At 61.6% G+C, this 25,000-nt stretch carries 24 protein-coding genes and 2 tRNA genes; 25 read left to right on the top strand and 1 reads right to left on the bottom strand.

Translation table 11 applies throughout. The features are described from left to right. Positions 1 to 7: 7 nt before the first annotated feature. Both DW645_RS02655 and DW645_RS02660 read left to right on the top strand, forming a co-directional pair. Complete coding sequence (locus DW645_RS02655) at positions 8 to 778, top strand: energy-coupling factor ABC transporter ATP-binding protein (protein ID WP_233540697.1); 771 nt, start codon at positions 8 to 10, stop codon at positions 776 to 778. A gap of 80 nt (positions 779 to 858) precedes the next feature. Beyond that, positions 859 to 1,707, top strand: a complete 849-nt coding sequence (locus DW645_RS02660; protein WP_118226148.1) for a hypothetical protein — start codon at positions 859 to 861, stop codon at positions 1,705 to 1,707. Between the two features lie 212 nt (positions 1,708 to 1,919). On the opposite strand, the gene pyk is transcribed toward DW645_RS02660, so the two are convergent. Continuing rightward, positions 1,920 to 3,380, bottom strand: coding sequence for a pyruvate kinase (pyk, locus tag DW645_RS02665; protein ID WP_117563711.1), 1,461 nt, complete (start codon positions 3,378 to 3,380; stop codon positions 1,920 to 1,922). Between the two features lie 442 nt (positions 3,381 to 3,822). Between pyk and DW645_RS02670 the strand changes: the two genes are divergently transcribed. From DW645_RS02670 to DW645_RS02775, 23 genes are all read left to right on the top strand, one after another. After that, positions 3,823 to 6,504 carry a cation-translocating P-type ATPase gene (locus tag DW645_RS02670; RefSeq protein WP_118226150.1) on the top strand — a complete coding sequence of 894 codons (2,682 nt, stop codon included), beginning with the start codon at positions 3,823 to 3,825 and terminating at the stop codon, positions 6,502 to 6,504. 469 nt (positions 6,505 to 6,973) lie between these two features. After that, positions 6,974 to 7,927, top strand: a complete 954-nt coding sequence (gene rsgA / locus DW645_RS02675; RefSeq protein ID WP_192934547.1) for a ribosome small subunit-dependent GTPase A — start codon at positions 6,974 to 6,976, stop codon at positions 7,925 to 7,927. A 252-nt stretch (positions 7,928 to 8,179) separates the two neighbouring features. Continuing rightward, complete coding sequence (gene cpaB / locus DW645_RS02680; RefSeq protein WP_226790441.1) at positions 8,180 to 8,839, top strand: Flp pilus assembly protein CpaB; 660 nt, start codon at positions 8,180 to 8,182, stop codon at positions 8,837 to 8,839. Next, entirely contained in the window at positions 8,839 to 10,488 is a 1,650-nt protein-coding gene (locus tag DW645_RS02685) for a P-loop NTPase (RefSeq protein WP_118226152.1), read from the top strand. Before cpaB ends, DW645_RS02685 begins: the two co-directional genes overlap by 1 nt. Continuing rightward, the gene (locus tag DW645_RS02690; protein WP_117634305.1) at positions 10,485 to 11,813 is read left to right on the top strand and encodes a CpaF family protein; all 1,329 of its coding nucleotides are present in this window, start codon (positions 10,485 to 10,487) and stop codon (positions 11,811 to 11,813) included. The genes DW645_RS02685 and DW645_RS02690 overlap by 4 nt, the downstream gene beginning before the upstream one ends. After that, entirely contained in the window at positions 11,786 to 12,712 is a 927-nt protein-coding gene (locus DW645_RS02695) for a type II secretion system F family protein (RefSeq protein WP_118226154.1), read from the top strand. Before DW645_RS02690 ends, DW645_RS02695 begins: the two co-directional genes overlap by 28 nt. Then, positions 12,709 to 13,350 (top strand): type II secretion system F family protein, encoded by a 642-nt coding sequence (locus tag DW645_RS02700; RefSeq protein ID WP_055250542.1) that lies wholly within the window; start codon positions 12,709 to 12,711, stop codon positions 13,348 to 13,350. Before DW645_RS02695 ends, DW645_RS02700 begins: the two co-directional genes overlap by 4 nt. Positions 13,351 to 13,360: 10 nt before the next feature. Beyond that, positions 13,361 to 13,594 (top strand): hypothetical protein, encoded by a 234-nt coding sequence (locus tag DW645_RS02705; RefSeq protein ID WP_117628991.1) that lies wholly within the window; start codon positions 13,361 to 13,363, stop codon positions 13,592 to 13,594. Beyond that, a complete protein-coding gene (locus tag DW645_RS02710; RefSeq protein WP_147326459.1) occupies positions 13,558 to 14,121 on the top strand; it encodes a hypothetical protein in 564 nt (187 codons plus the stop codon). The genes DW645_RS02705 and DW645_RS02710 overlap by 37 nt, the downstream gene beginning before the upstream one ends. A 1-nt stretch (position 14,122) precedes the next feature. Beyond that, positions 14,123 to 14,341: a hypothetical protein gene (locus DW645_RS09875; RefSeq protein WP_147356623.1), complete on the top strand. Its 219-nt coding sequence runs from the start codon at positions 14,123 to 14,125 to the stop codon at positions 14,339 to 14,341. Next, the gene (locus DW645_RS02715; protein WP_118226158.1) at positions 14,277 to 14,813 is read left to right on the top strand and encodes a TadE/TadG family type IV pilus assembly protein; all 537 of its coding nucleotides are present in this window, start codon (positions 14,277 to 14,279) and stop codon (positions 14,811 to 14,813) included. The genes DW645_RS09875 and DW645_RS02715 overlap by 65 nt, the downstream gene beginning before the upstream one ends. 64 nt (positions 14,814 to 14,877) lie before the next feature. Beyond that, entirely contained in the window at positions 14,878 to 16,938 is a 2,061-nt protein-coding gene (locus DW645_RS02720; protein WP_118226160.1) for a hypothetical protein, read from the top strand. Then, positions 16,938 to 17,414 (top strand): TadE/TadG family type IV pilus assembly protein, encoded by a 477-nt coding sequence (locus tag DW645_RS02725; protein WP_117759589.1) that lies wholly within the window; start codon positions 16,938 to 16,940, stop codon positions 17,412 to 17,414. The genes DW645_RS02720 and DW645_RS02725 overlap by 1 nt, the downstream gene beginning before the upstream one ends. Continuing rightward, positions 17,411 to 17,770 carry a DUF192 domain-containing protein gene (locus DW645_RS02730; protein ID WP_233540698.1) on the top strand — a complete coding sequence of 120 codons (360 nt, stop codon included), beginning with the start codon at positions 17,411 to 17,413 and terminating at the stop codon, positions 17,768 to 17,770. The genes DW645_RS02725 and DW645_RS02730 overlap by 4 nt, the downstream gene beginning before the upstream one ends. A 58-nt stretch (positions 17,771 to 17,828) precedes the next feature. Further along, a complete protein-coding gene (locus tag DW645_RS02735; protein WP_118226164.1) occupies positions 17,829 to 18,095 on the top strand; it encodes a hypothetical protein in 267 nt (88 codons plus the stop codon). Further along, on the top strand, positions 18,095 to 18,379 hold the full coding sequence (locus tag DW645_RS02740; protein WP_118226174.1) for a ribbon-helix-helix domain-containing protein: 285 nt from the start codon (positions 18,095 to 18,097) through the stop codon (positions 18,377 to 18,379). The genes DW645_RS02735 and DW645_RS02740 overlap by 1 nt, the downstream gene beginning before the upstream one ends. 123 nt (positions 18,380 to 18,502) lie before the next feature. Then, positions 18,503 to 18,575, top strand: a tRNA-Phe gene (locus DW645_RS02745). 483 nt (positions 18,576 to 19,058) lie between these two features. After that, positions 19,059 to 20,120: a glycoside hydrolase family 5 protein gene (locus tag DW645_RS02750; RefSeq protein WP_117640793.1), complete on the top strand. Its 1,062-nt coding sequence runs from the start codon at positions 19,059 to 19,061 to the stop codon at positions 20,118 to 20,120. 6 nt (positions 20,121 to 20,126) lie between these two features. Beyond that, the gene (gene rsmI / locus DW645_RS02755) at positions 20,127 to 21,005 is read left to right on the top strand and encodes a 16S rRNA (cytidine(1402)-2'-O)-methyltransferase (RefSeq protein ID WP_118206060.1); all 879 of its coding nucleotides are present in this window, start codon (positions 20,127 to 20,129) and stop codon (positions 21,003 to 21,005) included. A gap of 69 nt (positions 21,006 to 21,074) precedes the next feature. Beyond that, a complete protein-coding gene (metG, locus tag DW645_RS02760) occupies positions 21,075 to 22,676 on the top strand; it encodes a methionine--tRNA ligase (RefSeq protein ID WP_118226166.1) in 1,602 nt (533 codons plus the stop codon). 110 nt (positions 22,677 to 22,786) lie between these two features. Beyond that, positions 22,787 to 23,647 (top strand): 16S rRNA (adenine(1518)-N(6)/adenine(1519)-N(6))-dimethyltransferase RsmA, encoded by an 861-nt coding sequence (rsmA, locus tag DW645_RS02765; RefSeq protein ID WP_118226168.1) that lies wholly within the window; start codon positions 22,787 to 22,789, stop codon positions 23,645 to 23,647. Next, positions 23,637 to 24,554 (top strand): TatD family hydrolase, encoded by a 918-nt coding sequence (locus DW645_RS02770; RefSeq protein WP_118226170.1) that lies wholly within the window; start codon positions 23,637 to 23,639, stop codon positions 24,552 to 24,554. Before rsmA ends, DW645_RS02770 begins: the two co-directional genes overlap by 11 nt. 43 nt (positions 24,555 to 24,597) lie before the next feature. Next, a tRNA-Leu gene (locus tag DW645_RS02775) sits at positions 24,598 to 24,684 on the top strand. Positions 24,685 to 25,000 lie beyond the last annotated feature (316 nt).

Here is a 25,000-nt window from a genome sequence, read left to right on the forward strand (position 1 = left end):
CGACGTTTTGGCAAACGATACGAATGGCGTGATGGGCGCGAGCGGTGCTACTGGCGCCAAGAGCGTGCCGCTCATCGAGTTTCGCGACGTGGTGTTCTCCTATGCGGGGCATACGGTTGTCGATGGTGTGTCGCTGCAGGTCGATCGTGGTGAACTCGTTGCCCTGCTTGGTCCTAACGGTTGTGGCAAGACGACGATCATGCGCCTTATTAACGGCCTTGAGCTTACGGACGCGGGTGCGTACCTGTTCGATGGGCGCGTGGTCGATGCGGCATATCTCAAGGATTCCGCAGCCGCTCAGCGTTTTCATCAGCGCGTGGGCTTTGTGTTCCAGAATGCCGACGCCCAGCTGTTCTGTGCCACGGTGGGCGAGGAAGTTGCTTTTGGTCCCGCGCAGATGGGGCTGCCGACAGACGAGCTCGAGCGCCGCGTCCGCGATGCCATGGAGCTGTTCCAGGTTGCCGATCTGGTCGATGCCTCGCCCTATCAGCTTTCGGGCGGGCAAAAGAAGCGCGTTGCGCTGGCGGCAGTCGTATCGATGAACCCCGATATCCTAGTGCTCGATGAGCCCACCAACGGGCTCGATGAGGACTCGTGCGACATCGTAGTCAACTTTTTGCTGGCCTACGTTGCTGCCGGTAAGACGGTTTTGATGAGTACGCACCATCAAGATTTGGTGCGCCGCCTGGAGGCCCGTGCCATCTATATCGATCGATATCACCATGTGGTCGAGGCGCCCGTGCCGTCGTATGGAACCGAAAGCGGTGCTGCGGACTAGTTGCTGCGTAGAGGATGCGTAGCCGCCCGCGCGGCTTTGCCGTGATGGTATAGTTATCCAGGTTTTTTATGGGGGTGGCTATGCCAAGCTGGAACATTCATATCGCTCAGACGGAGCGTTTGCTGGAGCGCACCAGTGCGCTTGCCGATAGCGTGCGCGACCGCAATGCCTTTTTGTTTGGCTGCGTGGTTCCGGATATCTTCGTGGGCTATATGGTCCCTGGCATCGCCGATCCCATCCCGTACCGCATTACGCACTTTGCCAAGCCTGAGCCTATCCCCAAACCACGCGAGCACGAGTTCTGGGATACCTATGTGACGCCGCTGCTTAAAAGTTCGCCCACCGGTGCGCCAGCCGCGGCGACCTCGATTATCGAGGAGCGCGAGCGACTGAACCGCGTGCACTATCCCCAGCGCTACAAGGATGCCGAGCCGGTTGCCGGTCCCGGCGCCTGTGAGTTCTCGCTTGCGTCCGAAGATGTGGCGCAGTCGCTGCTCGATTTAACGCTGGGCGTCTGGTCGCATCTGGTGGCCGATACCGTATGGAATACGCGCGTGAATCAGTACCTGGAGGCGCACGGCGGCAAGCCGTGCGAGGAATTCCGCATTAAAAAGCAGGGCGATTTTGACTGGTTTGGTAAGACGCTCGGCATTGTTTCCATCCCGCGTGCGACCGATCGTCTGTATACCGCTGCGGCACGTTTTGGGCAGTATCCCATCCATAAGGAGTATGTGCTCAAGACCATTGGCGTTATGCACGAGATTGTACGCGAAAACCCCGGCGAGCCCAATCATCCGCCGTATCGCCTGCTAACCGAGGAGTTTTTCGATGCAACGTTTACCGAGGTCATCGAGCTAACCGAGGCGGGATTTGCCGCCCGCGTCGCATCACCCGGTGTTCCTGCTCTGCCCCTGATCGCTAGCTGCTAGCTGGCCGGCCCGGCAGTGAACAGCTCATCCCAATCGACCAACAGCTCCCGTCGCAGGGCGTAAACACGGCAAACGAGCTGCACATTTCATAGCATGCCATAAGTAGCTGGTTGCGTGTCATGCCGTGCGGGAGGCATCGACGCACAGAAAAAGGGCCCGGAAGGCGAAGCCTTCCGGGCCCTTTGCAATGCAAACATGCTTGCAAGTACGACTTAACGCACCTGAGCGACGTAAGCGACGTTGGTCGAGGAGACCTTGTCCTCGAGCTGGACGCTCATGCGGGGATCGCCGGCGGTAGCGACGGTCAAATCGCCAGCCTCGACGTAGCCGAGCTCCTTAGCGGTCTCGATCGCCTTGACGATCGTGCCGTTGACGGTGCCCTGGGTAATCTCGGCCTGGTGCGGGATAACGCCCCAGTACATGATCATCTGCTGGACGGCCCACTCGTGGCGGGAGAACGCGCAGATCGGCATGTTGGGACGGAAGTGCGAGATCAGGCGAGCGGTACGACCGGTGGTCGTCGGCACGGTGATGCACTTGGCGCCAACGGTGGTGGCCATGTTCACAGCGGACATACCCACAACGTTGTTGACGACGCGGGTGCCGTGAGCATCGGCCGGAACCTCGAGCGGAGCGTGGGCCGGGAGGTACTTCTCGGTCTCGAGAGCAATGCTGGCCTGCATCTTGACGGCCTCGACCGGGTACTTACCGGCAGCGGACTCGCCAGAGAGCATAACGGCGTCGGTGCCGTCGTAGATGGCGTTAGCAACGTCGGCAACCTCGGCGCGCGTCGGGCGCGGGTTCTGCTGCATGGAGTCGAGCATCTGCGTAGCAGTGATGACGGGCTTGTAGGCCGCGTTGCACTTGGCGATGATCTCCTTCTGGATGTGGGGAACGAGCTCGGGCTTGATCTCGATGCCCAGGTCGCCACGGGCGACCATGATGCCGTCGGAAGCCTCGAGGATCTCGTCGAAGTTCTCGACGCCCAGGGCGCACTCGATCTTCGGGAAGATCGTCACGTGCTCGCCACCGTTCTCGCGGCAAAGCTTGCGGATGCCGCGGACGGACTCGCCGTCACGGATGAAGGAAGCGGCGATGTAGTCGATGTTCTCGGTCAGGCCAAAGAGGATGTCCTGACGATCGCGCTCGGTGATAGCGGGCAGCGAGATGTTGACGTTGGGCATGTTGACGCCCTTGCGCTCGCCGATCAGGCCGTCGTTCTTAACGACGCAGGTCATGTCCTGGCCGCTGACGGACTCGACCTCGAGGGCAACCAGGCCGTCATCGATCAGGATAAGGGAGCCCTTCTCGACCTCGGAGGGCAGAGCCAGGTAGTCGAGGGAGATGTGCTCAGAGGTGCCGTGGAAATCCTCGGACGTGGGCTGAGCGGTGACGACGATTTTATCGCCGGTCTTGACGGCAACCTTCTTGCCGTCGACCAGAAGGCCGGTGCGGACCTCGGGGCCCTTGGTGTCGAGCAGGATGCCGACAGGCAGACCGAGCTCCTTGGAAATACGGCGGACGCGCTCGATGCGACCGTGGTGCTCGTCGTAGGAGCCGTGCGAGAAGTTAAAACGGGCGACGTTCATGCCCGCCTTGATCATCTCGCGGATGGTCTCGTCGCTATCGCAGGCGGGACCCATGGTGCATACAATCTTAGTGCGCTTGTACATTCAGACCTCCATCTGACATCGTCTTGCGCTGATAGATAAACCATAAGAAATAAAACCGAGATGATTATAACGAAATGCCGACCGAATACCCCAAAAAATCGACCGTATGCCGAAATGGAAGTTCATTTTTTGCGGGAAAAACGGTATATGAAAAATCTTTACCAACCACTCCAACCGCTGCTATCTGGGAGATATGTCAGTTTGGCGATGTGCCGAAGAAAAAACGTTTTACCAATGTTGAGCATCACACGGTCTGCACCGTTGCGTGCGGACCATATTTCCAAACCGATTGTTTTGGCTAGACGCGTCGCTTTGGGGTACCATAGCTCCACTATCAACTGCCGCTCAGCACGGCAGCCTTGATGAGCCCTTGCCCTTCTCCTGGGAATTATGATCGGGCATCAATCTGCTGAGTGGCCCGAATCCCAGGAGGGGACTCTATATGCAAAAGGAATACCTGTCCGCCGCGGCGGAGGTGCTCAGCGACCAAGGTGTCGATGAGAACCTCGGCCTGAGCAACGACGAGGCGTCTTCGCGCCTCGCCAAGACAGGCCCTAACAAGCTCGAGGAAGCCGAGAAGACACCGCTGTGGAAGCGTTTCTTTGAGCAGATGGCCGACCCCATGGTCATCATGCTGATCGTTGCCGCCGTCATCAGTGCGCTCACGGGCATGGTCAAGGGCGAGCCCGACTTTGCCGATGTTGCCATCATCATGTTCGTCGTTATCGTCAACTCGGTGCTGGGCGTGGTCCAGGAAGCCAAGAGCGAGGAGGCCCTCGAGGCCCTGCAGGAGATGAGTGCGGCGCAGTCCAAGGTGCTGCGCGACGGCAAGCTCGTGCACCTGCCGAGCGCCGAGCTCGTGCCCGGCGACGTGATCATGCTCGAGGCGGGCGACTCCGTCCCGGCCGACTGCCGCGTGCTCGAGAGCGCCACGATGAAGATCGAAGAGGCCGCGCTCACCGGCGAGTCCGTGCCCGTAGAGAAGCACGCCAACGTGATCGAGCTCGCTGCGGGCACCGATGACGTGCCGCTCGGCGACCGTAAGAACATGTGCTATATGGGCTCCACCGTCGTGTACGGCCGTGGTCGCGCCGTCGTGGTCGGCACCGGCATGAACACCGAGATGGGCAAGATCGCCGGCGCCCTGGCCGAGGCCAAGGAAGAGCTCACGCCGTTGCAAGTGAAGCTCGCCGAGCTCAGCCGCATCCTTACCATTATGGTTATCGTCATCTGCGTCGTCATCTTTGGCGTTGATATCATCCGCCACGGCGTGGGCAACGTTCTTACCGACCCGACCGCCCTGCTCGATACCTTTATGGTCGCCGTCTCGCTCGCCGTCGCTGCCATCCCCGAGGGCCTGGTCGCCGTCGTGACCATCGTGCTATCGCTTGGCGTGACCAAGATGGCTAAGCGCCAGGCAATCATCCGCAAGCTCTCTGCCGTCGAGACTCTCGGCTGCACGCAGACCATCTGCTCCGACAAGACCGGTACCCTTACCCAAAACAAGATGACCGTCGTCAAGCACGAGCTCGCTGCGCCCAAGGAGAAGTTCCTGGCCGGCATGGCGCTGTGCTCCGATGCTCAGTGGGACGAGGAGCTGGGCGAGGCCGTGGGCGAGCCGACTGAGTGCGCGCTCGTCAACGACGCCGGCAAGGCGGGCCTCACTGGCCTGACTGCCGAGCATCCGCGCGTGGGCGAGGCCCCGTTTGACTCGGGCCGCAAGATGATGTCCGTGGTCGTCGAGACCCTGGATGGCGAGTACGAGCAGTACACCAAGGGTGCGCCCGACGTGGTGATCGGCCTGTGCACCCATATCTACGAGGGCGATAAGGTCGTCCCCCTGACCGAGGAGCGCCGCGCCGAGCTCGTGGCGGCCAACAAGGCCATGGCCGACGAGGCCCTGCGCGTACTGGCGCTGGCAAGCCGCACCTACACCGAGGTTCCCGACGACTGCAGCCCCGCTGCGCTCGAGCATGACCTGGTCTTCTGTGGCCTGTCCGGCATGATCGACCCGGTCCGTCCCGAGGTGGCCGACGCTATCCACGAGGCGCACGACGCCGGTATCCGCACCGTCATGATCACGGGCGACCACATCGACACCGCCGTGGCCATCGCCAAGCAGCTGGGCATCGTCGCCGATCGCGGCCAAGCCATCACCGGTGCCGACCTCGATCGCATGAGCGACGAGGAGCTCGACGCGCACATCGAGAACTACGGCGTGTACGCCCGTGTCCAGCCCGAGCACAAGACCCGCATCGTTGAGGCTTGGAAGTCGCGCGACCAGATCGTGGCCATGACGGGCGATGGCGTCAACGACGCCCCGTCCATCAAGCGCGCCGACATTGGCGTTGGTATGGGCATCACCGGTACCGACGTCACCAAGAACGTCGCCGACATGGTACTTGCCGATGACAACTTCGCTACCATCATCGGCGCCTGCGAAGAGGGTCGTCGCATCTACGACAACATCCGCAAGGTCATCCAGTTCCTGCTTTCGGCCAACCTTGCCGAGGTGTTCTCGGTGTTTATCGCCACGCTCATCGGCTTTACCATCTTCCAGCCGGTGCAGCTGCTGTGGGTGAACCTGGTCACCGACTGCTTCCCCGCGCTTGCGCTGGGCATGGAGGATGCCGAGGGCGACATCATGAAGCGCAAGCCGCGCAACGCCAAGGACGGTGTCTTTGCCGGACATATGGGTCTGGACTGCGTGGTCCAGGGCCTAATCATCACCGCGCTGGTGCTGGCGAGCTTCTTTGTGGGCGTGTACTTTGACATGGGCTACATCCACATCGCCGATATGATCGCCGGCAATGCCGACGAGGAAGGCGTGATGATGGCGTTCATCACGCTCAACATGGTCGAGATTTTCCACTGCTTCAATATGCGCAGCCGTCGTGCGTCGCTGTTCACCATGAAGAAGCAGAACAAGTGGCTGTGGGCTTCCGCCGCGCTGGCACTGGTGCTGACGGTGATCGTGACCGTGCAGCCGACGCTTGCCGAGATGTTCTTTGGCCCCGTGACGCTTGAGCTCAAGGGCGTTGTCGCTGCCCTGGGCCTGGCCTTCCTGATCATCCCGCTGATGGAGATCTACAAGGCGATCATGCGCGCGGTCGAGAAGGAGTAGGTCGAAAGGCCATCCTTCCCACCGGCCCGACCGCCTGCGGGGTTTCTTCCTCGCTGGTCCTCGCGCTTCGCGCTGCGGGATCGCTCGGAAGAAACCCCTCCCGGCGGGCGGGCCTTCGGATAACCTCTCGGGACCATTGGCTGAGGGAAAGTTTGTGAGCTGGTCGGGCTTTGCCCGGCCAGCTCTTTTTGATTTAAAATACCTGCTCAGTTGTGTGGTTTTGTGCTGGGAGGCATCTGTGGGCAAGGCTAAGGCTAAAGCGAAGAAAAAGACGACGGGGGCGCGGGCTAAGCGTGATCGTCGTCGGAAGCTCGCGACCGAACCCCCTGCATCTGCTGAGGAGTTGCTGGCGAGTGTACCGGGGCTTGACGCGCTGCAGGATGTTCCGGCGTTTGATGACCTGCCGGTCGATGAAGCTCAGCAGGCTGCCTTTGATGATTTCTGCGCACATGCCGAGGAGCCCGAGCAGATGCAGCTTGGCGCCGTGGTGCGCCTGGACCGCGGGTTTCCGCTGGTGGCGACTGCCGATGACACGTTTCGTGCCGAGCATGCCGTGGGGTTTGCCAAGTCGCGCGGCGAGGATGAGGTCCTGCTGCCTGCCGTGGGCGACCGTGTGGCGGTGCGCCGCGCTCCCGGGCACGATATGGGCGTGATTGAGTGCGTGCTGCCGCGCCGTACGAGTTTTGAGCGCTGGCGCGGACGCGCTCGCGGTGAGCGTCAGGTGCTCTGCTCCAACGTGGATAGCGTGCTGATCGTGCAGGCGCTCGGTGCCGGCGAGGTGCTGCTCGACCGCGTGGCGCGCTCGCTGGTGTTGGCGCTCGACTGCGATGCCGAACCGGTGGTGGTACTCACCAAAGCTGACCGCTGCGATGCCGGGGAGCTCGAGCGCGATCTAGACCGCGTGCGCCGCCTGGTGGGTCCGGACGTGCGCGTGATCGTGACGTCCTCTGCCGAGGGCCGCGGCCTGGACGAGGTCCGTGCCTGCGTGCCTGCCGGGAGCTGCGCCATGATTCTGGGCGAGTCGGGTGCCGGCAAGTCGACGCTGCTCAATGCGCTGCTGGGCCACGATACGTTGGCGACCGGCGGTGTGCGCGAACGCGACGACCAGGGCCGTCACACTACCGTCGCGCGCGTGATGGTAGCGCTGCCGGGCGACGCCGGCGTGATCGCCGATGCCCCGGGCCTGCGCAGCTTACCGCTCGTGGGTCACGAGCGGGGTCTGGCGCGCGCCTTCCCCGAGATTGTCGAGGCATCGCGCGCGTGCCGGTTTGGCGATTGCACGCATACCCATGAGCCGGGTTGCGCCGTTCGCGAGGCCGAGGACGCCGGGCAGATCGACAGTCTGCGTTTGGAAACGTTCCAAAACCTGGCGTCATCCATGCGCGTGAGTGCTCAAATGCTCGATCCCGATGTCCATCTGTAATTGATTTTTCCTATGACTGCCGTCTCCCAACTGTTCGGGAGACGGCTTTTTTGCTGCGGAAAAGCCTCGAAACATGCAGTTTGCTGACGTGCTGACCAAAACCTTGCCACGAGCTTGACGGGCTGGTCAGCTTTTGGTCAGCGATTGGTTTGACATCGAAAACCAAGATTGCGATTGCGCCGCTTTGCACTCTGACCGCCCAGACAATGGTGGTACGGGCATTCGCCCGGCACTGCCATGAGAGGAGCGGCCGTGAACAAGAGCAAGCGCATCGCCATCAGTCTGGTCGCGGGCGTGCTCGCTGCTCTGCTCTGCATGGTTTACGGCTCATCGATCCGCTCACAAGCCGAACAGGTCCAGGCTGAGACCTTGGCCAAGTACGGTGGCGATCGCGTCGAGGTATGCGTCGCGGCGCGCGATATCGATGTGGGCGAGACCCTCGATGAGACCAATGTCATAACCCAGGAGTGGCTGACGAGTCTGCTGCCGCGTGACGCGGCGACCGAGCTGCGCCAGGTGCGCGGCGACGTGACGACTTCGCGTATTCCCAAAAACGCCGTGATCTGCAATGTCTACACCAAGGTCGAGAGCCGCAAGCTCGAGGTGCCTAAGGGCAAGGTCGCCGTTTCGGTGGCGGTCGATGCCGAGCACTCGGTCGGCGGTGCTACGGGCGTGGGCAGCTACGTGGATGTGTATGTGCAAAAAGACGGCGTGACCGATCGGCTGTGCGGCGCGTACGTGATCGATACCAGTGAGGATTCCGGTGCCACGCGCGAGGGCAAGATCGAATGGGTGACGCTGGCGGCTGACCCCGAAGACGTCAAGGAACTGCTGGGAGCCTCGGGCAAGGGAACGGTCAGCTTGACGATTCCCGCCACGGCGCGCGGCAAAAAGAGCGGAGGCGACGAGTGATGAAGGCGATCTGGCTTGCGTGCTGCGCGTGCGGCGATTACGGGCTGTTGCAGCGGGAAGTCGAGGGCCGTGATGCGGGTGCACAGGTGCTTCGCGTGGGTGACCTGGACGGGCTGGTTTCCATGGCGCGGGCGTTTCCGTCGCGCCGCGGGGCTGCCATCATCGCGGCGTCTCTGTTTGATACCGAAGATGTGCGCAAGACTGTTGCGCGCCTGACGGCCGAAGGCCGCGTGAGTCGCGTGGTCGTGTTGATAGAAGCGCTCGATCCGTCGGATATCGAGGGGCTGTTTCGCGCGGGGGCGACCGAGGTCATCGCTGCACACAGTATATGCGGCAACGGGCGCGCGGGCGAGGGAGCGGTTGATTCCGATCGGCGCATGACGATTGAGCCCGATGCTTTTGTTGATAGGGAACCCGGGGCGCCTCGCGCTACAAGAGGCCCGCGTGTTGATGATTATGGAAAAGCGGAAGCCGAGCATGGTCGGCGCCCCCGGAACCCCCTTGTATACGATGACGCTGGAGGGCCGGCGCAGCATGCTGGCGACTCCCCGGCAGTAGATATGGGATACGTGCACGGCGTGAATCTGGCGGATGAACTCGACGAAGTTGAGGGCCTTGCCGGGTGCGGCGAGTTGTCGCTGATGCAGCATGAGCAGATTGCGCAGAACGAGCCTGCCTCGCAGACCGAACAAGCAGCCATGCCGGCTTGGACGCAGCACGTGGTTGCGGCGGGGGAGACGGGGGCGCTGTCACCGACGCCCGCCCCGCCGCCTCCGATGCCGCCGGCAGACGCTACCGCTCCGCCGCATCGAGCTCCAGTCATCTGCGCTATTTCGGGTTCGGGCGGTTGCGGCAAGTCGACGATCGTTGCCACCATGGCACACACATCGTCGCTGTTGGGCTTGCGTGCCGCCGTGCTCGACCTGGACCTGATGTTTGGAAACCTTTACGACTTGTTAGGCGTCGATGCTCCGCGCGATATGGCGGCACTTATCGAGCCGTCGGCGGCGGGCATGCTCACCGAGCCGGATATCGTAGCCGCTTCGATGCGCGTGGCGCCGGGCGTTACGCTCTGGGGTCCCGTCGCGGCGCCCGAGCAAGCCGAGCTCATGGCACGTCCGGTGGAGCTACTGCTTGATGTTCTGCGTCGCGAATCCGACGTGGTCTTTATCGATACCTCGGTCTTTTGGGGCGACGCCGTGGCGGCTGCGGTGGCGGCGAGCGACCGTTGCCTGGTCGTTGGCGATGCGGCGGTGTCGTCCGCGGCATCGGCATCGCGCGTCATTGAACTGGCAGGTCGAGTAGGTGTGCCGCGCACGCGCATGAGCGCCGTGTTCAACCGGTTCGGTGCGCGCGGGGCAGACGAGGACGTCGCCATGCGCTTTGAGATTGCCTGTGCGTTAAGCTCCAAGATTCGTATCGCCGATGGCGGGCAGGATCTCGCCGCGCTCATGGCGTTTGGGCGCGCTGACGAGGCAGTGGGGCAGACCAGCGCTTTTGCGACTAGCGTGCGCGAGGCCACGCGCGAGATGCTCGTGGAACTGGGGTGCGCCGTCGGCCCTTGGAGCGATATGGTCGCCGACCGTGCAACGCGCACCGAACGCCCGCGTATCCGCCTTCCCTGGTCGCGCGAGGGTGATCAGCGATGAGCCTGCAAACGAGGATTAAGGCTGCCGGCGCTGCGGCGGCGGCAGCGCCTGTAGATGTGGGGCGTCGCCGCGCCGTGAAACGACGCACCAAGCGCGCCGTGATGGACCGCATGGGTTACGACGAAGTGGCGCGTATCAGCGCCTATATCGACCCGGCACTTGCCCGCTCGGAATTGCGTCCTGCGGTGGAGGCGGCGCTCAATGTTGAGGAGCCGACCGATCTCGCGACGCCCGAGCGCGAGACCATCATCGACGAGATTTTGGATGACGTGGTGGGCTTGGGGCCGTTGCAGCCGCTCATCGAGGACGACACCGTTACCGAGATCATGATCAACGGCTGCCGCTCGGCTTTCTTTGAACGCGGCGGCGTCTTGTACCCCATCGAGCATGCGTTTGAGGATGATGAGCAGATCCGTGTGCTTATCGACCGCATTATCTCGCCACTTGGCCGCCGTATCGACGAGCGCAGCCCCATCGTCAACGCCCGCCTCAAAACGGGCTATCGCGTCAACGCGGTGATTCCGCCTGTGGCGATTGACGGACCGATTCTCACCATCCGAAAGTTCTCGGACCGTATCTGCTCGCTGGACGAGCTCGTGGGGTTGGGATCGCTGCCGCTTTGGTATGCGCAGCTGCTGTCGTGTGCGGTGTCGCTGCGACAGGACCTGGCGGTTGCGGGAGGCACGGGATCTGGTAAGACCACCCTGCTCAACGCGTTGTCATGTGAGATTTCCACCGGCGAGCGCATCGTGACGATCGAGGACTCTGCCGAGCTCAAGTTTGCGCATCATCCGCACGTGGTGCGCCTAGAGGCGCGCGAGGCTTCAATTGAGGGCGAGGGCGCGGTGACGATCCGCGACCTGGTGACTAATGCCCTGCGCATGCGCCCCGACCGCATCGTGGTGGGCGAGGTGCGCGGTGCCGAGTGCTGCGACATGTTGCAGGCCATGAACACGGGCCACGACGGGTCGCTCACCACGCTTCATGCGGGTTCAGAACAGGAGACCGTGGTGCGTCTGACGTTGCTTGCACGTTATGGCATCGATCTGCCGAGCGAGCTCATCGAGGAGCAGATTGCCATGGCACTCGACGGTATCGTGATGTCCGAGCGCCACGCCGATGGCAGGCGCTTCGTCTCCTCGTATTCGGGGGTGCGACGCGCCGCATCGGGCGGCGTAGAGCTCGAGCGCTATGTGACGTTCGATGCCGCCGAGCGCACCTGGACGCTTGACCGCGAGCCGCCGTTTATCGCAGAAGGCCTGCGGTCGGGGACGCTCACACAAGAGGAGGTGGACGAATGGAGATCACTGTGCCCCTCGTCGTAGGGGGCTTGGCAGGGCTTTCTGTCGCGACGGCGTGCGGGGCGGAACCTCGTGTGCCGCAGGTACCGCCGGCGGAGCTGGCACGTCAGGCGCTCGAGACGGTGGCAGAGAAGCTGCCGCGTGAGCTGGTGGAAAACGATCTGCTGAAAAAGATCGCCCGTTCGTGGGCATCGCTGGCTCCGGCGCATCGCCTTGGCCTCGTGATCGAAGATGCTTCGGGACGTTTGGCGTTTCTGCTGCTATCGAGCGGTGTCTGCTGCGTTTTACTAACGATGGTGTCGTTATCGCCCCTCGGATTTGCCTCGGGACTTGTTGCTCCGTTTGCCGTTGGTGCCGCTTGGGATGGCTTTGAGAGCCGGCGCGAGCAACACGATGCAGAAGAGGCAATGCCCGAGGCGTTTACCGCACTTTCCATGTCGCTTGCCTCGGGACATTCGCTGGCCCAGGGCATGCGCTTTGTGGGCGCTCATGCGCAAGAGCCAGTGCATACCGAGTTTTTGCGGGTGGCGGCGGCGATCGATTGCGGCATCTCGGCGACCGACGCGCTCGATGACTTGCTCGTGCGTATCGACGCCCCCGGTCTTTCGCTTGTGACCTTGGCGCTTAAGGTGTCTCAGCGCACCGGCGCTCCGCTTGCCGACTTACTGTCCGAGGCGTCGAGCATGGTGGGGGAGCGCATTGAGCTCAAGCGCCGCCTGGATGTTAAGACGTCGCAGGCTCGCATGTCTGCGCATATGGTCGCGGCGATGCCGGCGGGCATGTGCGCGGTGTTGGCGCTGCTTTCGGCAGATTTTCGTCGCGGTCTTGCGACGCCCGCCGGCGCGGGCGCTGTGGTGCTGGGTCTTGCCCTCAACGCCGTTGCCCTGGTGGTTATCCGGCGCATTATGCGGGTGGAGCTATGAGCGCCCCGGTTGCAGTTGCGGCTTGCCTGTGCGCCCTGAGTGTATTTGTCGCGACGGGTTTGGATCGGGCGGATGCACGCAAGATCGCAGGGGCCTGCAAGCGCGAGGCGGTGCTGGTCGCTGCCGCGGGTCGCTCGGTGGTCGATGCTCTGACCGCGCGAGTGAAGGGCGCGGTTGGAGCGGGCGGCCCGGCGCGAGTGTCGCTCGGCGAAGTTTCCGAGATGATCGATGTTGTGCGCTTGGGTCTTTCGGCCGGTCTTTCGTTTGATGCGGCGCTTGAGATTTTCTGCGCCAACCGCCGGTCAGTGCTGGCTCTTCGCCTTGAGCGCGCCTGCATGGCGTGGCAGGTGGGCGTGGGCACGCGTGAGGACGAGTTGTTGGCCGCCGCGCGCGACCTGGACGTGCGAGCGCTCGAGACCTTTGCCATCACGGTGGGGCAGGCGCTCGCCCTGGGTGCCCCACTTGCCGAGACGCTGGCCGCTCAAAGTCGCGAGATCCGTGCGGCTCATCGCGCCGCGGTCGAGCGCGAGATCGAGCGTGCGCCCGTCAAGCTGCTGATTCCCACCGGCACGCTCATCTTGCCGGCGTTGCTTCTGTCCATATTGGGCCCGCTGCTGGGAGCAGGCGGGATGATGTAGGGAGGAATACATGAACACGATGACTGACACTGCTGGCAAGGTGCAGGGCTGGGCGTTTTGCCGGGCGGCACATGTTCGTCAGCGCGCCAAGGAACTATTGCAGGAGGAGAGTGCGCAGGGTACCACCGAGTATGCCATCTTGGTCGGCGTGCTCGTGGTGATCGCGATTATCGCCATCGTCGCATTTAAGGGCAAGGTCCAAGATCTATGGAACGCTATCAGCGAGGGCATCAACAGCCTGTAGAGGGCGAGCGCCCCGTCGGGGTGCTGCTGGTGTTTGCTTGCCTGACCGTGGCGATAGCGGCGGTGCTTTGGGGGCTTAACGCCGCGCGGCAGCAGCGTCCTGGGACCGCCTCCGATTTGGGCTCAGATTCGGCGGTGGCGTCTCAAAAAGATGAGATGCGAGATGCGGACGATTCGGATGTCGCTGTCACGGCGCAAACCTTTCTGCGGACGCTCGACAAGCGGTCTGGCACTGCGACGGATTCGCCTGGGGGCAACGCGATTGTGGTCCGGCTTGCATGGTCCGAGGACCGACCGATGACCGAAGCGGCGGCGGATATGCTGCGTTCCTATCGCGAGGTACCCACGGCGCAACTTGCTCTGAGCGGCTATCTCGACATCAAGGGAAACGTGTGGGGCGCCATCGTGCGTGACGGACGCGGCTGGGTCGATATGGTGACGGTTGCTGCGGATACTGGCGATGCTTCGTGTCGTCTGCGCGCCGTGCGCCTGGTCCCGCAAACAATAAGCTCAAAGGAGGGGTCGTGAAATGCATGGCGTTCTGCGTGAGGAGGTTGCCCAAGCGACTGTGGAATACGCCATCGTCACGGTGGCGCTGTTATCGATCGTGCTGGCGATTGCGGGACTTTGGCGTGCTGGCACCGATGGGCGCTTGGCGGCGCTGGTTGAGCGGGCGGCATCCCATGGCGTTGCCTCGATGTCGGTTATCGACGCCGCTGCGGGCGCTGAGGACATCGCGTTGTATTGATATCGCGTGCGAGGACCGGGCGCAGTCTACGGTCGAGGCCGCTTTTTTGCTGCCGACGTTTCTGACGCTCATCCTTCTCGCACTGCAACCGGTGTGCCTGCTCTATACGCGCGCGGTCATGGAGTCTGCCGCCGCCGAGACCGCGCGGCTCATGACCACGACGACGGCGGAGGACGACGATCTTGAGGAGTTCACTCGCCGCCGGCTTGCCGCAGTGCCCAACGTTTCGATTTTTCATGCCGGCGGGCCGCTGTCGTGGGATATCGAGCTTGGCCGGGCCGGTGCGGGTGGCGTCTCGTCCGTGTCCGTTTCCGGCGAGGTCAAGCCGTTGCCCGTGATCGGTGCGTTTGCGCAGGCTATGGGTGGTACCGCCGAGGGCGGCTACGTTGAGCTCAAGGTCGATGTCTCGTATCAATCGCGTCCCGAATGGCTGGAGGGAGATTATGATTCGTGGATTGCTACATGGGATTAAGCGTTTCTGGTCTAGACGCGTTTTGACGCGCCGTCCGAGTTGCCATTGCAAGCGAGGTGGCTTTATGGGTCGAGCCGGTGTCGATCTGTTTATCGAAGACGGTGCCTATACCACGCTTTCTTCTGCCGTGGTCATCCTAGTGGTGCTCACATTGTTGTTTTCGTCGACCGCGGCGATATGGAGCATGTTGCGTGCCGGGGACACCCAGGTGGCGGCTGATAGCGGCGCGCTGGCGGGTGCCAACGTGGTGTCGTCCTATCACACGGCTGCCACGGTGGTTGATGCGAGTATCTTGAGTCTGGGGCTGGCGGGGTTTGCCACGATCGGGACGGGCCTGGTCGCCATCCTCATCCCGGGTGCCGAGCCGGTTGCCGGCAATATGGTCGACACCGGGATCGAGATCATTAAAACGCGCAACAAGTTTGCCAAAAGCGCATCGGAAGGCTTACAGAAAATCGAGACGGCTCTGCCGTATCTGATCGCCGCGCGTGCCACGCAGGCGGTGTCGGCGCAGGATACCGATAGTGTGACCTATACCGGTACGGCGCTTGCCGTGCCCAGGACATCCGAGTCGGACTTCGCTGCGCTCAAAGGGTCCGAGATCTCGACCGATACCATTAAAGACACATCAGATGATTTAGAGCGTGCGGCCGAGGAGCTGCGGAAGGCTTCTGAGGACACGGCGAAGGCTAAAGAGCGTGCTTGGCTGGCGGATTGTGGTGGGTCTGACAAGGGCTCGGTCGGCAGCTGTTCTTGCATGTGGGAGCGCGCGAAAAGCCTAACGGATCTCTCCGGTGTTCAAAATCCGCATTACTCATCGAGCGTTACGTGGGAGCCTCAAGTTGCCCTTGATCGCGCGAAGGACTACTACCATTGGCGTCTGACAAATGAGAAGCCCCAGGGCTCGAGTGTCGAGATGAAGGCAGAGTCTGCGGCGCGTAAGGCGTTTTATACCTATGCGAACGCGGAGGTCGATCGGGCATATATAACCGAGAACGGAGACAGGGTTTCCTCCTATATTCCGCTGCTGCCGCGCAACTCTGATGAGGTTCGGGCGACGGAACTCTATACCGATGCGGTGTGGCCGACTAGCGTGAACGATGACAAGGCGTATCTGCATTACGGGACGACCTGCCCTAACTATAAGAAAGGGACGCCGAGCGGATTTGCTTCGGTTGCCGATTACGATGGACAGGATAAATGCAGCAAATGCCATTTTGGCGTTTTGTCGCTTGGTGCTGTTGCGGCGCCTTCAACCTCTATCGAAAACGGCTTCGAGTATCACTTTGACAAGTTTAAAGACGCCCTGGAGGACTACGTCGACTGTCGCAACAAGGAGCTCGAGCTCGAGCGTCAGACCGAGGACGAAGCCGACCGTGCGGGCAATGCGTTCGATACCGCCATCAAAGAACTTTCCGGTGAGCGTCCACGTATCGCGCCGTCCGGTCGCAACGGCGTGGTTGCCTTTGCGGTTTCGGGTGCCATCTCGAGCCCCGATGAGCTCAACTCTTCGTTTAACACGGCAGTCAGGCTTGGCGATCGCGGTGCCATCTCTGCCGCGGTGCTGGCGCCCGATGAGGCGACGGCGCAAAACAACGTGCTTTCGCGATTTTTCTCGACATTGAAGGAACGCTCGGGCGGCGTTGCCGGTGTGCTCGACGGCGTCATGGATGTTTGGGGACGGCTGCTTGTGGGATACGGTGATATCCAAGGTTCGGCCGACGAACTTATAGGCGAGATGATTAAAGGCCTAGGAGGGGGCAGCGGCGCGTTGGGCTCCATCGCATCGTGGCTCGGCGATACCGTTTCGGCGTCCGTGGCGGCGCTGGGTTTGGAACCGTGCGACTTGCGCCTGCGAAAGCCAGTGCTGACCGATTCCGCCAACGTCATTAAGAGCCCGGGGTCTGACATTGCTGGTTTCTCTCAAGCGCAAGACAAGCTGCGAAGTATTCCGTTGGGCGTGACCGATCCCAAGGCGCTTTGCGAGGCGTTGGAATATCAAGTCGAACGCACCATTAGCGGCACGGTGTTCACGCTTGCGGAGATTCCTCTGCCCGGCGGCGGCTCCATCCCGCTCACCGTCGATGTCGCCACGCTGGTTGGCGCTCTGGGCGGTGGGTCGTAATGAGTATCCGCATGCGTCTGCGCGAGGAGCGCGCCCAAGCGACGGTGGAGATGGCAGTGGTTACGCCCGTTTTGCTGGTGCTGGCACTCATCGTATACAACGTCATGATCTTTGCCAGCGCTGTCGCGCGCTTCGACCGCGTGGTGCCCGACATCGTGTTGGCGCACGCCGTGGCGTCGGAGGGGGAGGGCGACGAAAGCTCTGCCGATGCCTCGGCGACGGTTCAGACTCAAATTCTGAATGCCATGGAAGGCTATGGCTTGCAGATCGAAGTGTCGAGCGAGCAAGGCGCGGAGGCATCGGATGGTGGCCTGCTCTCCCTATCCGGTACGTTTAGGACCTACACCTGCACCATGCACTATGAGCCGTGGCCGACTTCTCTCAGCATCGCTGGCGTTACGCTGGGGGCGCCGACAACGTTGTCGCACGAGCGCGCGGTGACGGTCGATCCATGGCGTCCGGGGGTGGTCATGTGACCGCGGTCTCGTTCTACATCGCGTACGCGCGGGCGCTCAACAGGCTGGGTTGGACGCCGGCCGAGTTTGTGGTGGCGGAGTCGTTTGCCGTGCGCCTGCGCGGCATGCTGGGACGGTGTCCGGTTGCCGCCAACGGTCTGCCGCTCGTCATGGCGTTTCCACGCTGCTCTTCGGTCCATACGTGTTTTATGGCCTATCCCATCGACATCGCCTTCATCGATCGCGACGGCAATATCCTCGCGCGCTACGAAAGCGTTCGTCCTTGGCGCACGTGCTCCTGCCCCGGCGCCTGGGCCGTACTAGAGCGTCCTTCAATCATTGTTTCGATCCCTGCTCTCCAACGCGTGCCGGCTTAAGAATTGGCGACAGCGGACTTTCGTCATACGAAATTGGGTAAGATGGAGGAGAAGATGCATGGATGTTGAGATCCATCCCAACGCTAAAAAGCACCTGACGGAAAAGCAGGTGCTTAGCGCTTGGCTTGCGGTTACTGAGTGCATTCGTCGCGAGTCGAAGGGCGAGCCGCCGAGATGGCTTGCGATTGGATGGCTCCCAGACGGACGAAGCGTGGAGCTTGTCGCGGTCGAGCTTGTCCGTGGGTGGCTTATCATTCATGCCTTGTCTCCAGTCCAGAAGAAATTTTGGCAGGAGATTGAACAGGCTCGGCAAAGGGGTCGATGATGGGCAAGACGTATACGGCCGCTAATGGTCAGGTTGTAACGGATGAAATGATTGACGCGTGGTGCGAGTCGTACGAGCGCGGAGAGTTTCCGGATGGCGAACACACCATTGGTGGGATCGTGCATGGACGGCCCCCACTCTCAGGTGAGGGGACGGCAACGCTGTCGGTCAAGATTCCTCTGGGAATGAAGGAGGCCATTCGTCGACGGGCGGCTGCCGAGGGGATGACGCCAAGTGAGTTTGCCCGTGCGGCTCTGAGCGAAAAACTTCTTGCTGCCGGCTGATGCCTCTGACGTGCCGATTTATAGAACCGAGGCTGTGCTCAAAAACTTTTTTAAAATTCTCGGTTGACCGGAACGCGTCCTTGGTTATACTAATCAAGCCTTGAAACAAGGCACACCTCAAATGGCTGGGTAGCTCAGTTGGTAGAGCAGAGGACTGAAAATCCTCGTGTCAGGGGTTCGATTCCCTTCCCCGCCACCTTGAATTGACTAGGACCTCTGCAAAGGGGTCCTTTTCTTTTATGTAGGGTTCTGCGGAAACTGCGTCCCGGAATTTGGCTTCAGAGTGGGATGCGTTTTCCGCTTTGAGGCCGCTTGGGAAAGCGCGACCCGGAATCCGGCGTCAGAATGGGACGTGCTTTCCTTTTGCGGCCTTTGGCGGAAACTGCGTCCCAGATCCCGCGCTCAGAACGGGATGCATTTTCCGGTTGGGCCTGCTAACGGAAAATGCGCCCCATTATTGAGCGATAGAACGGGACATGCTTTCCGGTGCCTGCCTCTGGCGCGCGTACACACCTCATCGCACCATCCCGAGCCCGCCTGTTCCCAGACATTCCTCCCACTTTCGCGTCACTTTACAGACCGTTCGGTCGCCTGTCCGCACACGCGGGTATACTCAAAACGATACTTATCCTATGCAATACGATGCGGGTTCGACCTGCATGATTCGAAGGGGGCAGTGATGGAGAGGATACTCGGTGTTAATCTCTCTGGCTGGTTTATTCCCGAGCCTTGGGTGACCCCGTCGCTGTATGCAGCGACCGGTGCATCCAACGCGGCCGAGCTGCAGGAGGCTATGGGCACCGCCGCCTATAACGAGCGCATGCGCCGTCATTACGAAACGTTTGTGAGCGAGGACGATTTTCGCCGCATGGCGCAGATTGGCCTCAATGCCGTGCGTCTGCCGGTGCCCTGGTATGCCTTTGGCTCGCAGGAGTCCGATGCGTCCTACATCTCGGTTGTCGATTACATCGACCGCGCGATTGAGTGGGCTGCCAAGTACAACATCCGCGTGCTGCTCGATCTGGCAACCGTGCCAGGTGGCCAGGGCGATTCCAACGATTCGCCCACCACGCCGGAGGCTGTTGCCGAGTGGCATTCGTCCACCAACGGTCGTCATGTCGCACTCGACGTGCTCGAGCGCTTGGCCGATCGCTACGGCGAGGCCGAGAGCCTGCTGGGCATTGAGCTGCTGGATACGCCGCAGATGAGTGTCCGCAAGAGCCTCTTCACCATGACGGATGGCATTCCGGCGCACTACCTGCGCAATTTCTATCGCGATGCCTACGAGCTCGTCCGTTCGTATATGCCCGAGGATAAAATCGTCGTCTTCTCGTCGTCGGGGCATCCCAGCGAGTGGAAGCATTTTATGCGCGGCGCCAAGTACAAGAACGTCTACATGGACCTTCACCTGTACCATTACCGCGACGAGTATGCGCTCGACATCACGAGCCCTCGCGGGCTGACGACGGCGATTTCGCGTAACAAGCGCGAGCTTAAAGAAGCGATTTCGACTGGGTTCCCCGTGCTGGTGGGCGAATGGTCGGGCGCGGCGATCTTTGCCAACTCGTCGGTTACGCCCGAGGGCCGCAATGCCTACGAGCGCGTGTTTATCGCCAACCAGCTGGCTTCGTTTGCGCCGGCTGCCGGTTGGTTCTTCCAAACGTGGAAGACCGAGAAGCGCATTGCAGCATGGGACGCCCGCGCGGCGCTCGGTACGCTCGAGCGCGGCATGATTGAATAGGTTGATATGACGCAAAACAGCGCCCATACGGGCAAACTCTATGTGGTCGGCACGCCCATCGGCAACCTAGGCGACCTGTCCCCGCGCGTTGGCGAGGCCTTTGCCGCCGCCGATGCCATTTGCTGCGAAGACACGCGTGTGACGTCAAAGCTGCTGATGCACCTGGGCATTTCCAAGCCGCTTGTCCGTTGCGACGAGAATGTGATCGCTAGCCGCGCTGCCGGCCTGGTCGACCGTCTGCTGGCGGGGGAGACCCTCGCCTTTGCCTCGGACGCCGGCATGCCGAGCGTGTCCGATCCCGGCCAGGCGCTGGTCGAGGCGGCGCGTGAGGCCGATGTACCCGTCGAAGTTATTCCCGGGCCCTCTGCTTGCGTCACGGCGCTTGTTTCGTCCGGCATTCCCTGCGAGCATTTTTTCTTCGAGGGCTTTTTGGGCCGAAAGCACGGCGACCGTGTGCGCCGTTTGCAGCGCCTTGCCGTGGTGCCCGGCGCACTCATCTTCTACGAGTCTCCACATCGCATCGTGGCGACGCTCGAGGCCGTGGCGGAGGTCTTTCCCCAGCGTGAGGTTGCCGTCTGCCGCGAACTCACCAAGCTGCACGAGGAGGTCTTGCGCGGGCTCGCTGCCCAGCTTGCCGAGGAACTGCGCGCTCGCGGCGAGGTAAAGGGCGAGATCGCGCTGGTCATCGCGCCGCCGAGCGAGGATGAGGAGGCCGGTATCGTGCCGGTCGGCGCCACGGCAGCGGATCCCGACGAGGCCCTGCGCGAGGATATCCGCGCCGCGCTCGAGGAGGGGGAGCCTGCGTCTGCGGTGGCCAAGCGCCTGTCTCAGAAGTATTCGCGCCGCAAGCGCGATGTCTATGCCATGGTGCTCGATATGCAATAGATGGAGGATATCCAGCCCTTGCGCTAGAATCATCCTCTGTATGCAACGTTTTTCTGGAGGACAAACCCCATGGATCAAAGCAAGCCTTCGTTCTTTATCACGACGCCCATCTACTACGTCAACGCCGATCCGCACCTGGGCACGGCTTATTCCACCATCATCGCCGACGTTCAGGCTCGCTATCGCCGTTCCGCCGGCTATAACGTCAAGTTCCTGACCGGCATGGACGAGCATGGCGAGAAGGTCGCCGAGGCCGCAGCCAAGCATGGCATGACGCCGCAGGAGTGGACCGATAGCCAGGCCCCGCACTTCAAGGAGCTTTGGAGCAAGCTCGAGATCTCCAACGACGACTTCATCCGCACCACCGAGCCGCGCCAGCATCATGCCGTGCAGTACCTGTGGGAGCGCATGAAGGAGTCCGGCTATCTGTATAAGGGCAGCTACGACGGTTGGTATTGCGTGCCTGACGAGACCTACTTCACTGATACGCAGGTCCAGAAGGGCGACGAGGAGTACGGCAGCGTCGGCCAGCATCTATGCCCCGACTGCCACCGTCCGCTTGAGCGCGTGCAGGAGGAGTCCTACTTCTTTAAGCTCTCCGCCTTCCAGGACAAGCTGCTCAAGCTCTATGACGAGCACCCCGACTTTGTCGAGCCTGCGTTCCGCATGAACGAGGTACGTAGCTTTGTCGAGGGCGGCCTTAACGACCTTTCCGTGAGCCGCACGAGCTTTGACTGGGGCATTCAGGTCCCGTTTGACGAGGGTCACGTGACCTACGTGTGGTTCGATGCGCTGCTCAACTATATGACGGCCGTCGGCTACGGTGTCGACACCGACGAGGCGCGTGCCGAGCTGGCCTATCGCTGGCCCGCGCAGTTCCACATCGTGGGTAAGGACATCATCCGCTTCCACTGCGTCATTTGGCCCGCCATGCTCATGGCCATCGGCGAGGCCCTGCCCGAGCACGTCTTTGCCCACGGCTTCCTGACCGTGCGCAATGCCGAGACGGGCAAGGCCGAGAAGATGTCCAAGAGCCGCGGTAACGCCATCGCTCCGCAGGACGTTATCGACATGCTGGGCGTCGAGGGCTATCGCTACTACTTCATGACCGACGTCGTTCCCGGTACCGACGGCGCCATCAGCTTCGATCGCATGGAGCAGGTCTACAACGCCGATCTGGCCAACAGCTGGGGCAACCTCATTTCGCGCTCGCTCAACATGAGCGCAAAGTACTTTGACGGCTGCGCCCCGGCTAAACCGGCGTCTGCCGACGCGTTCGACAACCCGCTGGCAAAGATCGCCGATGGCCTGGTCGACCGCTACATGGCCAAGATGGACGTGCTCGATTACGGCGGAGCCAAGGATGAGGTCATGGAGCTCATCCACGCCGCCAACCACTACATCGAGGACTCCGAGCCCTGGGCACTTGCCAAGGACGAGGCCAAGGCTGACGAGCTGGCGTTTGTGATCTACAACCTGCTCGAGGCCATCCGCATTGCCGCTCACCTGCTGATGCCGCTCATGCCTCAGACCTCTGCCGAGGCCCTGCGCCGCCTGTCCTGCGAGAACGAGGCCGCGACCGACGACCTCAAGGGCATTTGCGCTTGGGGCCTGCTTGCTGGTGGTCAGCCCGTCGAGAAGGGCGATCCGCTGTTCCCGCGTCTGGCGTAGAGACCGCGCGAGCGCCATATCGGCAATTTGCTGTTTAGATGTAAGGGCATGGCCGCAACGGTCCATGCCCTTTCGTTTCAAGACGCCGCCATCATGCTAAGGAGGCAACTATGACAACTTCGCCTTTGGCAAACCCCACGGCAACAAGGGAGCTGCTGGAGGAGTTTGGCCTTGCGACCAAGCATCGCCTGGGCCAGAACTTTCTAATCGACAATCATGTGATCGAGCGTATCTGCGAGCTTGCCGAGTTTGCAGGTGACGAGCGCGTACTCGAGGTGGGTCCGGGTTGCGGTACTTTGACACTTGCGTTGCTGCAGGAAGCGGCGTGCGTTACGTCCATTGAGGCCGATCCTGAGCTCGAACCGGTGCTCGACGCCCACGCCGCCGACTATGCCAACTTCCGCTTTATCATGGGCGACGCGCTTAAGGTGGGCCCGGAGCAGATTGAGCAGGCTGCGGGCGGTGAGCCGACGGTATTTGTCGCGAACTTGCCTTATAACGTGGCGGCGACGATCATTTTGCAATTTTTCCAGACGATGCCGGCGCTCAAGCGCGCCGTCGTCATGGTGCAAAAGGAGGTTGCCGATCGCATTGCCGCAGTGCCGGGCAACAAGACCTATGGCGGCTATACGGCAAAGCTTGGCCTGTATGCGCAGGTAACGGGTCGCTTTGAGGTGCCGCCGCGTTGCTTTATGCCGGCGCCACACGTGGACTCGGCCGTCGTGCGTATCGACCGTGTTGACGGTGTGGTGCCCGAAGGACTCGATCGCGAATTTGTGGCCCGCGTGATTGACGCTGCATTTGCTCAGCGTCGCAAGACCATCCGCAATTCCATGAGCGCCAACGGCTTTGCCAAGGACGTGCTCGATGCCGCCTTTGAGGCTTGCGGTATCGCACCCACCACGCGCGCCGAGACGCTCGGCGTCGCCGACTTTGTGTGCCTGGCTCGGGAGCTTTCCCATGACGCTTAATGCCGAACGCGTGACGTTTACCAAAAAAAAGAAGACGGTTGCTTGTCCCGTGCCCTTGGCACCGCTTGCCGACACACATGCGCATCTGCTTTCGTTCTGGGGCAAGGATGTGCCCGAGACACTCGTGCGTGCCAAGGCGGCAGGCATCGACCTGTTGGTGACGGTCTTCGATCCCATTGCCGATAAGCGCAGCGTGACGGACTATAGCGACTGGCTGACGCGCGAGATTCTGCCGATGCAGGATATCCCGCAGATCAAGTATCTTGCCGGCGTGCATCCGTATGGCGCGCCGGACTATACCGACGACGTTCACGCACAGGTCGTTGCCGCACTCGATGACCCCTTATGCGCCGGTATTGGCGAAATCGGCCTGGACTACCACATGGACTATGATGACGATATCGCGCCGGCACCTCATAACGTGCAGATTGACTGCATGGCGCGCCAGCTCGAGCTTGCCGCGTGCCGTAACGTGCCGGTGGAGTTGCACCTGCGGCACGAGGACTCGGATGGGGAGCGCACCTCGCATATGGATGCGTACAACGTGCTTCGTGAGGTGGGCGTGCCCCAGGCCGGTTGTGTGCTGCACTGCTTTGGCGAGGACCGCGCCACGATGGAGTGCTTTGTGAAGCTGGGCTGCTATATCGCCTATGGTGGTGCGGCCACCTTTAAGCGCAACGACGACGTGCGCGAGGCATTTGCGGCGACCCCACTCGATCGAATTTTGTTCGAGACGGATTGCCCGTATATGGCTCCGGAGCCCATCCGTGGTCTTGAATGCGAGCCCGCAATGATCTCCATTACGGCAAACGCGCTGGTTAACGACCGTGTTGATCGCACTGGTGAGGACGCCGAAACAATCGCGCAAGCCGCTTGGGAAAATGCCTGCAAACTTTTTCAAAAATAGTTCTTGCGTTCGTGGTGGCGCTCCGTTATTCTAATTCCTGCACGCGGGCGTGGCGGAATTGGCAGACGCGTACGGTTCAGGTCCGTATGGGGGCAACCCCATGAAGGTTCAAGTCCTTTCGCCCGCACCATTGATTGAAAAAGCTCCCAGCAATGGGAGCTTTTTTTGTTATGGGCCCAGCGCGGGGACTTGAACCTGCGAAGGAGCGAGCGTCAAGAAAACGCGGAGCGTTTTTAGCGAGCTGGCGAGGACGCCGGCAGGCGGCCGAAGCCGGTGCGGATCCGCGAAGCGGATACGCGGACGTCCTTTCGCCCGCACCATTGATTGAAAGAGCTCCCAGCAATGGGAGCTCTTTTGTTATGGGCCGTTTTTGGCAGATTTGACCTATCGATTTGGTGGCGCGCGCAGACGTGGTGTAAGAGCGTCCCGAGGTCCGTCGCTGCAAG

This window comes from Collinsella sp. AM23-17, assembly GCF_003470945.1.
GTDB classification, from domain to species: Bacteria; Actinomycetota; Coriobacteriia; order Coriobacteriales; family Coriobacteriaceae; genus Collinsella; species Collinsella aerofaciens_O.

Excerpts from the sequence above, each read along its gene's own strand:
- DW645_RS02685 (WP_118226152.1), top strand. The coding sequence starts at position 8,839 with ATGAAGGCGATCTGGCTTGCGTGCTGCGCGTGCGGCGATTACGGGCTG.
- DW645_RS02740 (WP_118226174.1), top strand. The coding sequence starts at position 18,095 with ATGGGCAAGACGTATACGGCCGCTAATGGTCAGGTTGTAACGGATGAA.
- pyk (WP_117563711.1), bottom strand. The coding sequence starts at position 3,380 with ATGTACAAGCGCACTAAGATTGTATGCACCATGGGTCCCGCCTGCGAT.
- DW645_RS02735 (WP_118226164.1), top strand. The coding sequence starts at position 17,829 with ATGGATGTTGAGATCCATCCCAACGCTAAAAAGCACCTGACGGAAAAG.
- DW645_RS02670 (WP_118226150.1), top strand. The coding sequence starts at position 3,823 with ATGCAAAAGGAATACCTGTCCGCCGCGGCGGAGGTGCTCAGCGACCAA.
- rsmA (WP_118226168.1), top strand. The coding sequence starts at position 22,787 with ATGACAACTTCGCCTTTGGCAAACCCCACGGCAACAAGGGAGCTGCTG.
- DW645_RS02710 (WP_147326459.1), top strand. The coding sequence starts at position 13,558 with ATGGAACGCTATCAGCGAGGGCATCAACAGCCTGTAGAGGGCGAGCGC.
- DW645_RS09875 (WP_147356623.1), top strand. The coding sequence starts at position 14,123 with ATGCATGGCGTTCTGCGTGAGGAGGTTGCCCAAGCGACTGTGGAATAC.
- rsgA (WP_192934547.1), top strand. The coding sequence starts at position 6,974 with ATGCAGCTTGGCGCCGTGGTGCGCCTGGACCGCGGGTTTCCGCTGGTG.
- DW645_RS02700 (WP_055250542.1), top strand. The coding sequence starts at position 12,709 with ATGAGCGCCCCGGTTGCAGTTGCGGCTTGCCTGTGCGCCCTGAGTGTA.
- DW645_RS02770 (WP_118226170.1), top strand. The coding sequence starts at position 23,637 with ATGACGCTTAATGCCGAACGCGTGACGTTTACCAAAAAAAAGAAGACG.
- rsmI (WP_118206060.1), top strand. The coding sequence starts at position 20,127 with ATGACGCAAAACAGCGCCCATACGGGCAAACTCTATGTGGTCGGCACG.
- DW645_RS02705 (WP_117628991.1), top strand. The coding sequence starts at position 13,361 with ATGAACACGATGACTGACACTGCTGGCAAGGTGCAGGGCTGGGCGTTT.
- DW645_RS02690 (WP_117634305.1), top strand. The coding sequence starts at position 10,485 with ATGAGCCTGCAAACGAGGATTAAGGCTGCCGGCGCTGCGGCGGCGGCA.
- DW645_RS02720 (WP_118226160.1), top strand. The coding sequence starts at position 14,878 with ATGGGTCGAGCCGGTGTCGATCTGTTTATCGAAGACGGTGCCTATACC.
- DW645_RS02695 (WP_118226154.1), top strand. The coding sequence starts at position 11,786 with ATGGAGATCACTGTGCCCCTCGTCGTAGGGGGCTTGGCAGGGCTTTCT.
- DW645_RS02725 (WP_117759589.1), top strand. The coding sequence starts at position 16,938 with ATGAGTATCCGCATGCGTCTGCGCGAGGAGCGCGCCCAAGCGACGGTG.
- DW645_RS02750 (WP_117640793.1), top strand. The coding sequence starts at position 19,059 with ATGGAGAGGATACTCGGTGTTAATCTCTCTGGCTGGTTTATTCCCGAG.
- DW645_RS02715 (WP_118226158.1), top strand. The coding sequence starts at position 14,277 with ATGGCGTTGCCTCGATGTCGGTTATCGACGCCGCTGCGGGCGCTGAGG.
- DW645_RS02660 (WP_118226148.1), top strand. The coding sequence starts at position 859 with ATGCCAAGCTGGAACATTCATATCGCTCAGACGGAGCGTTTGCTGGAG.
- metG (WP_118226166.1), top strand. The coding sequence starts at position 21,075 with ATGGATCAAAGCAAGCCTTCGTTCTTTATCACGACGCCCATCTACTAC.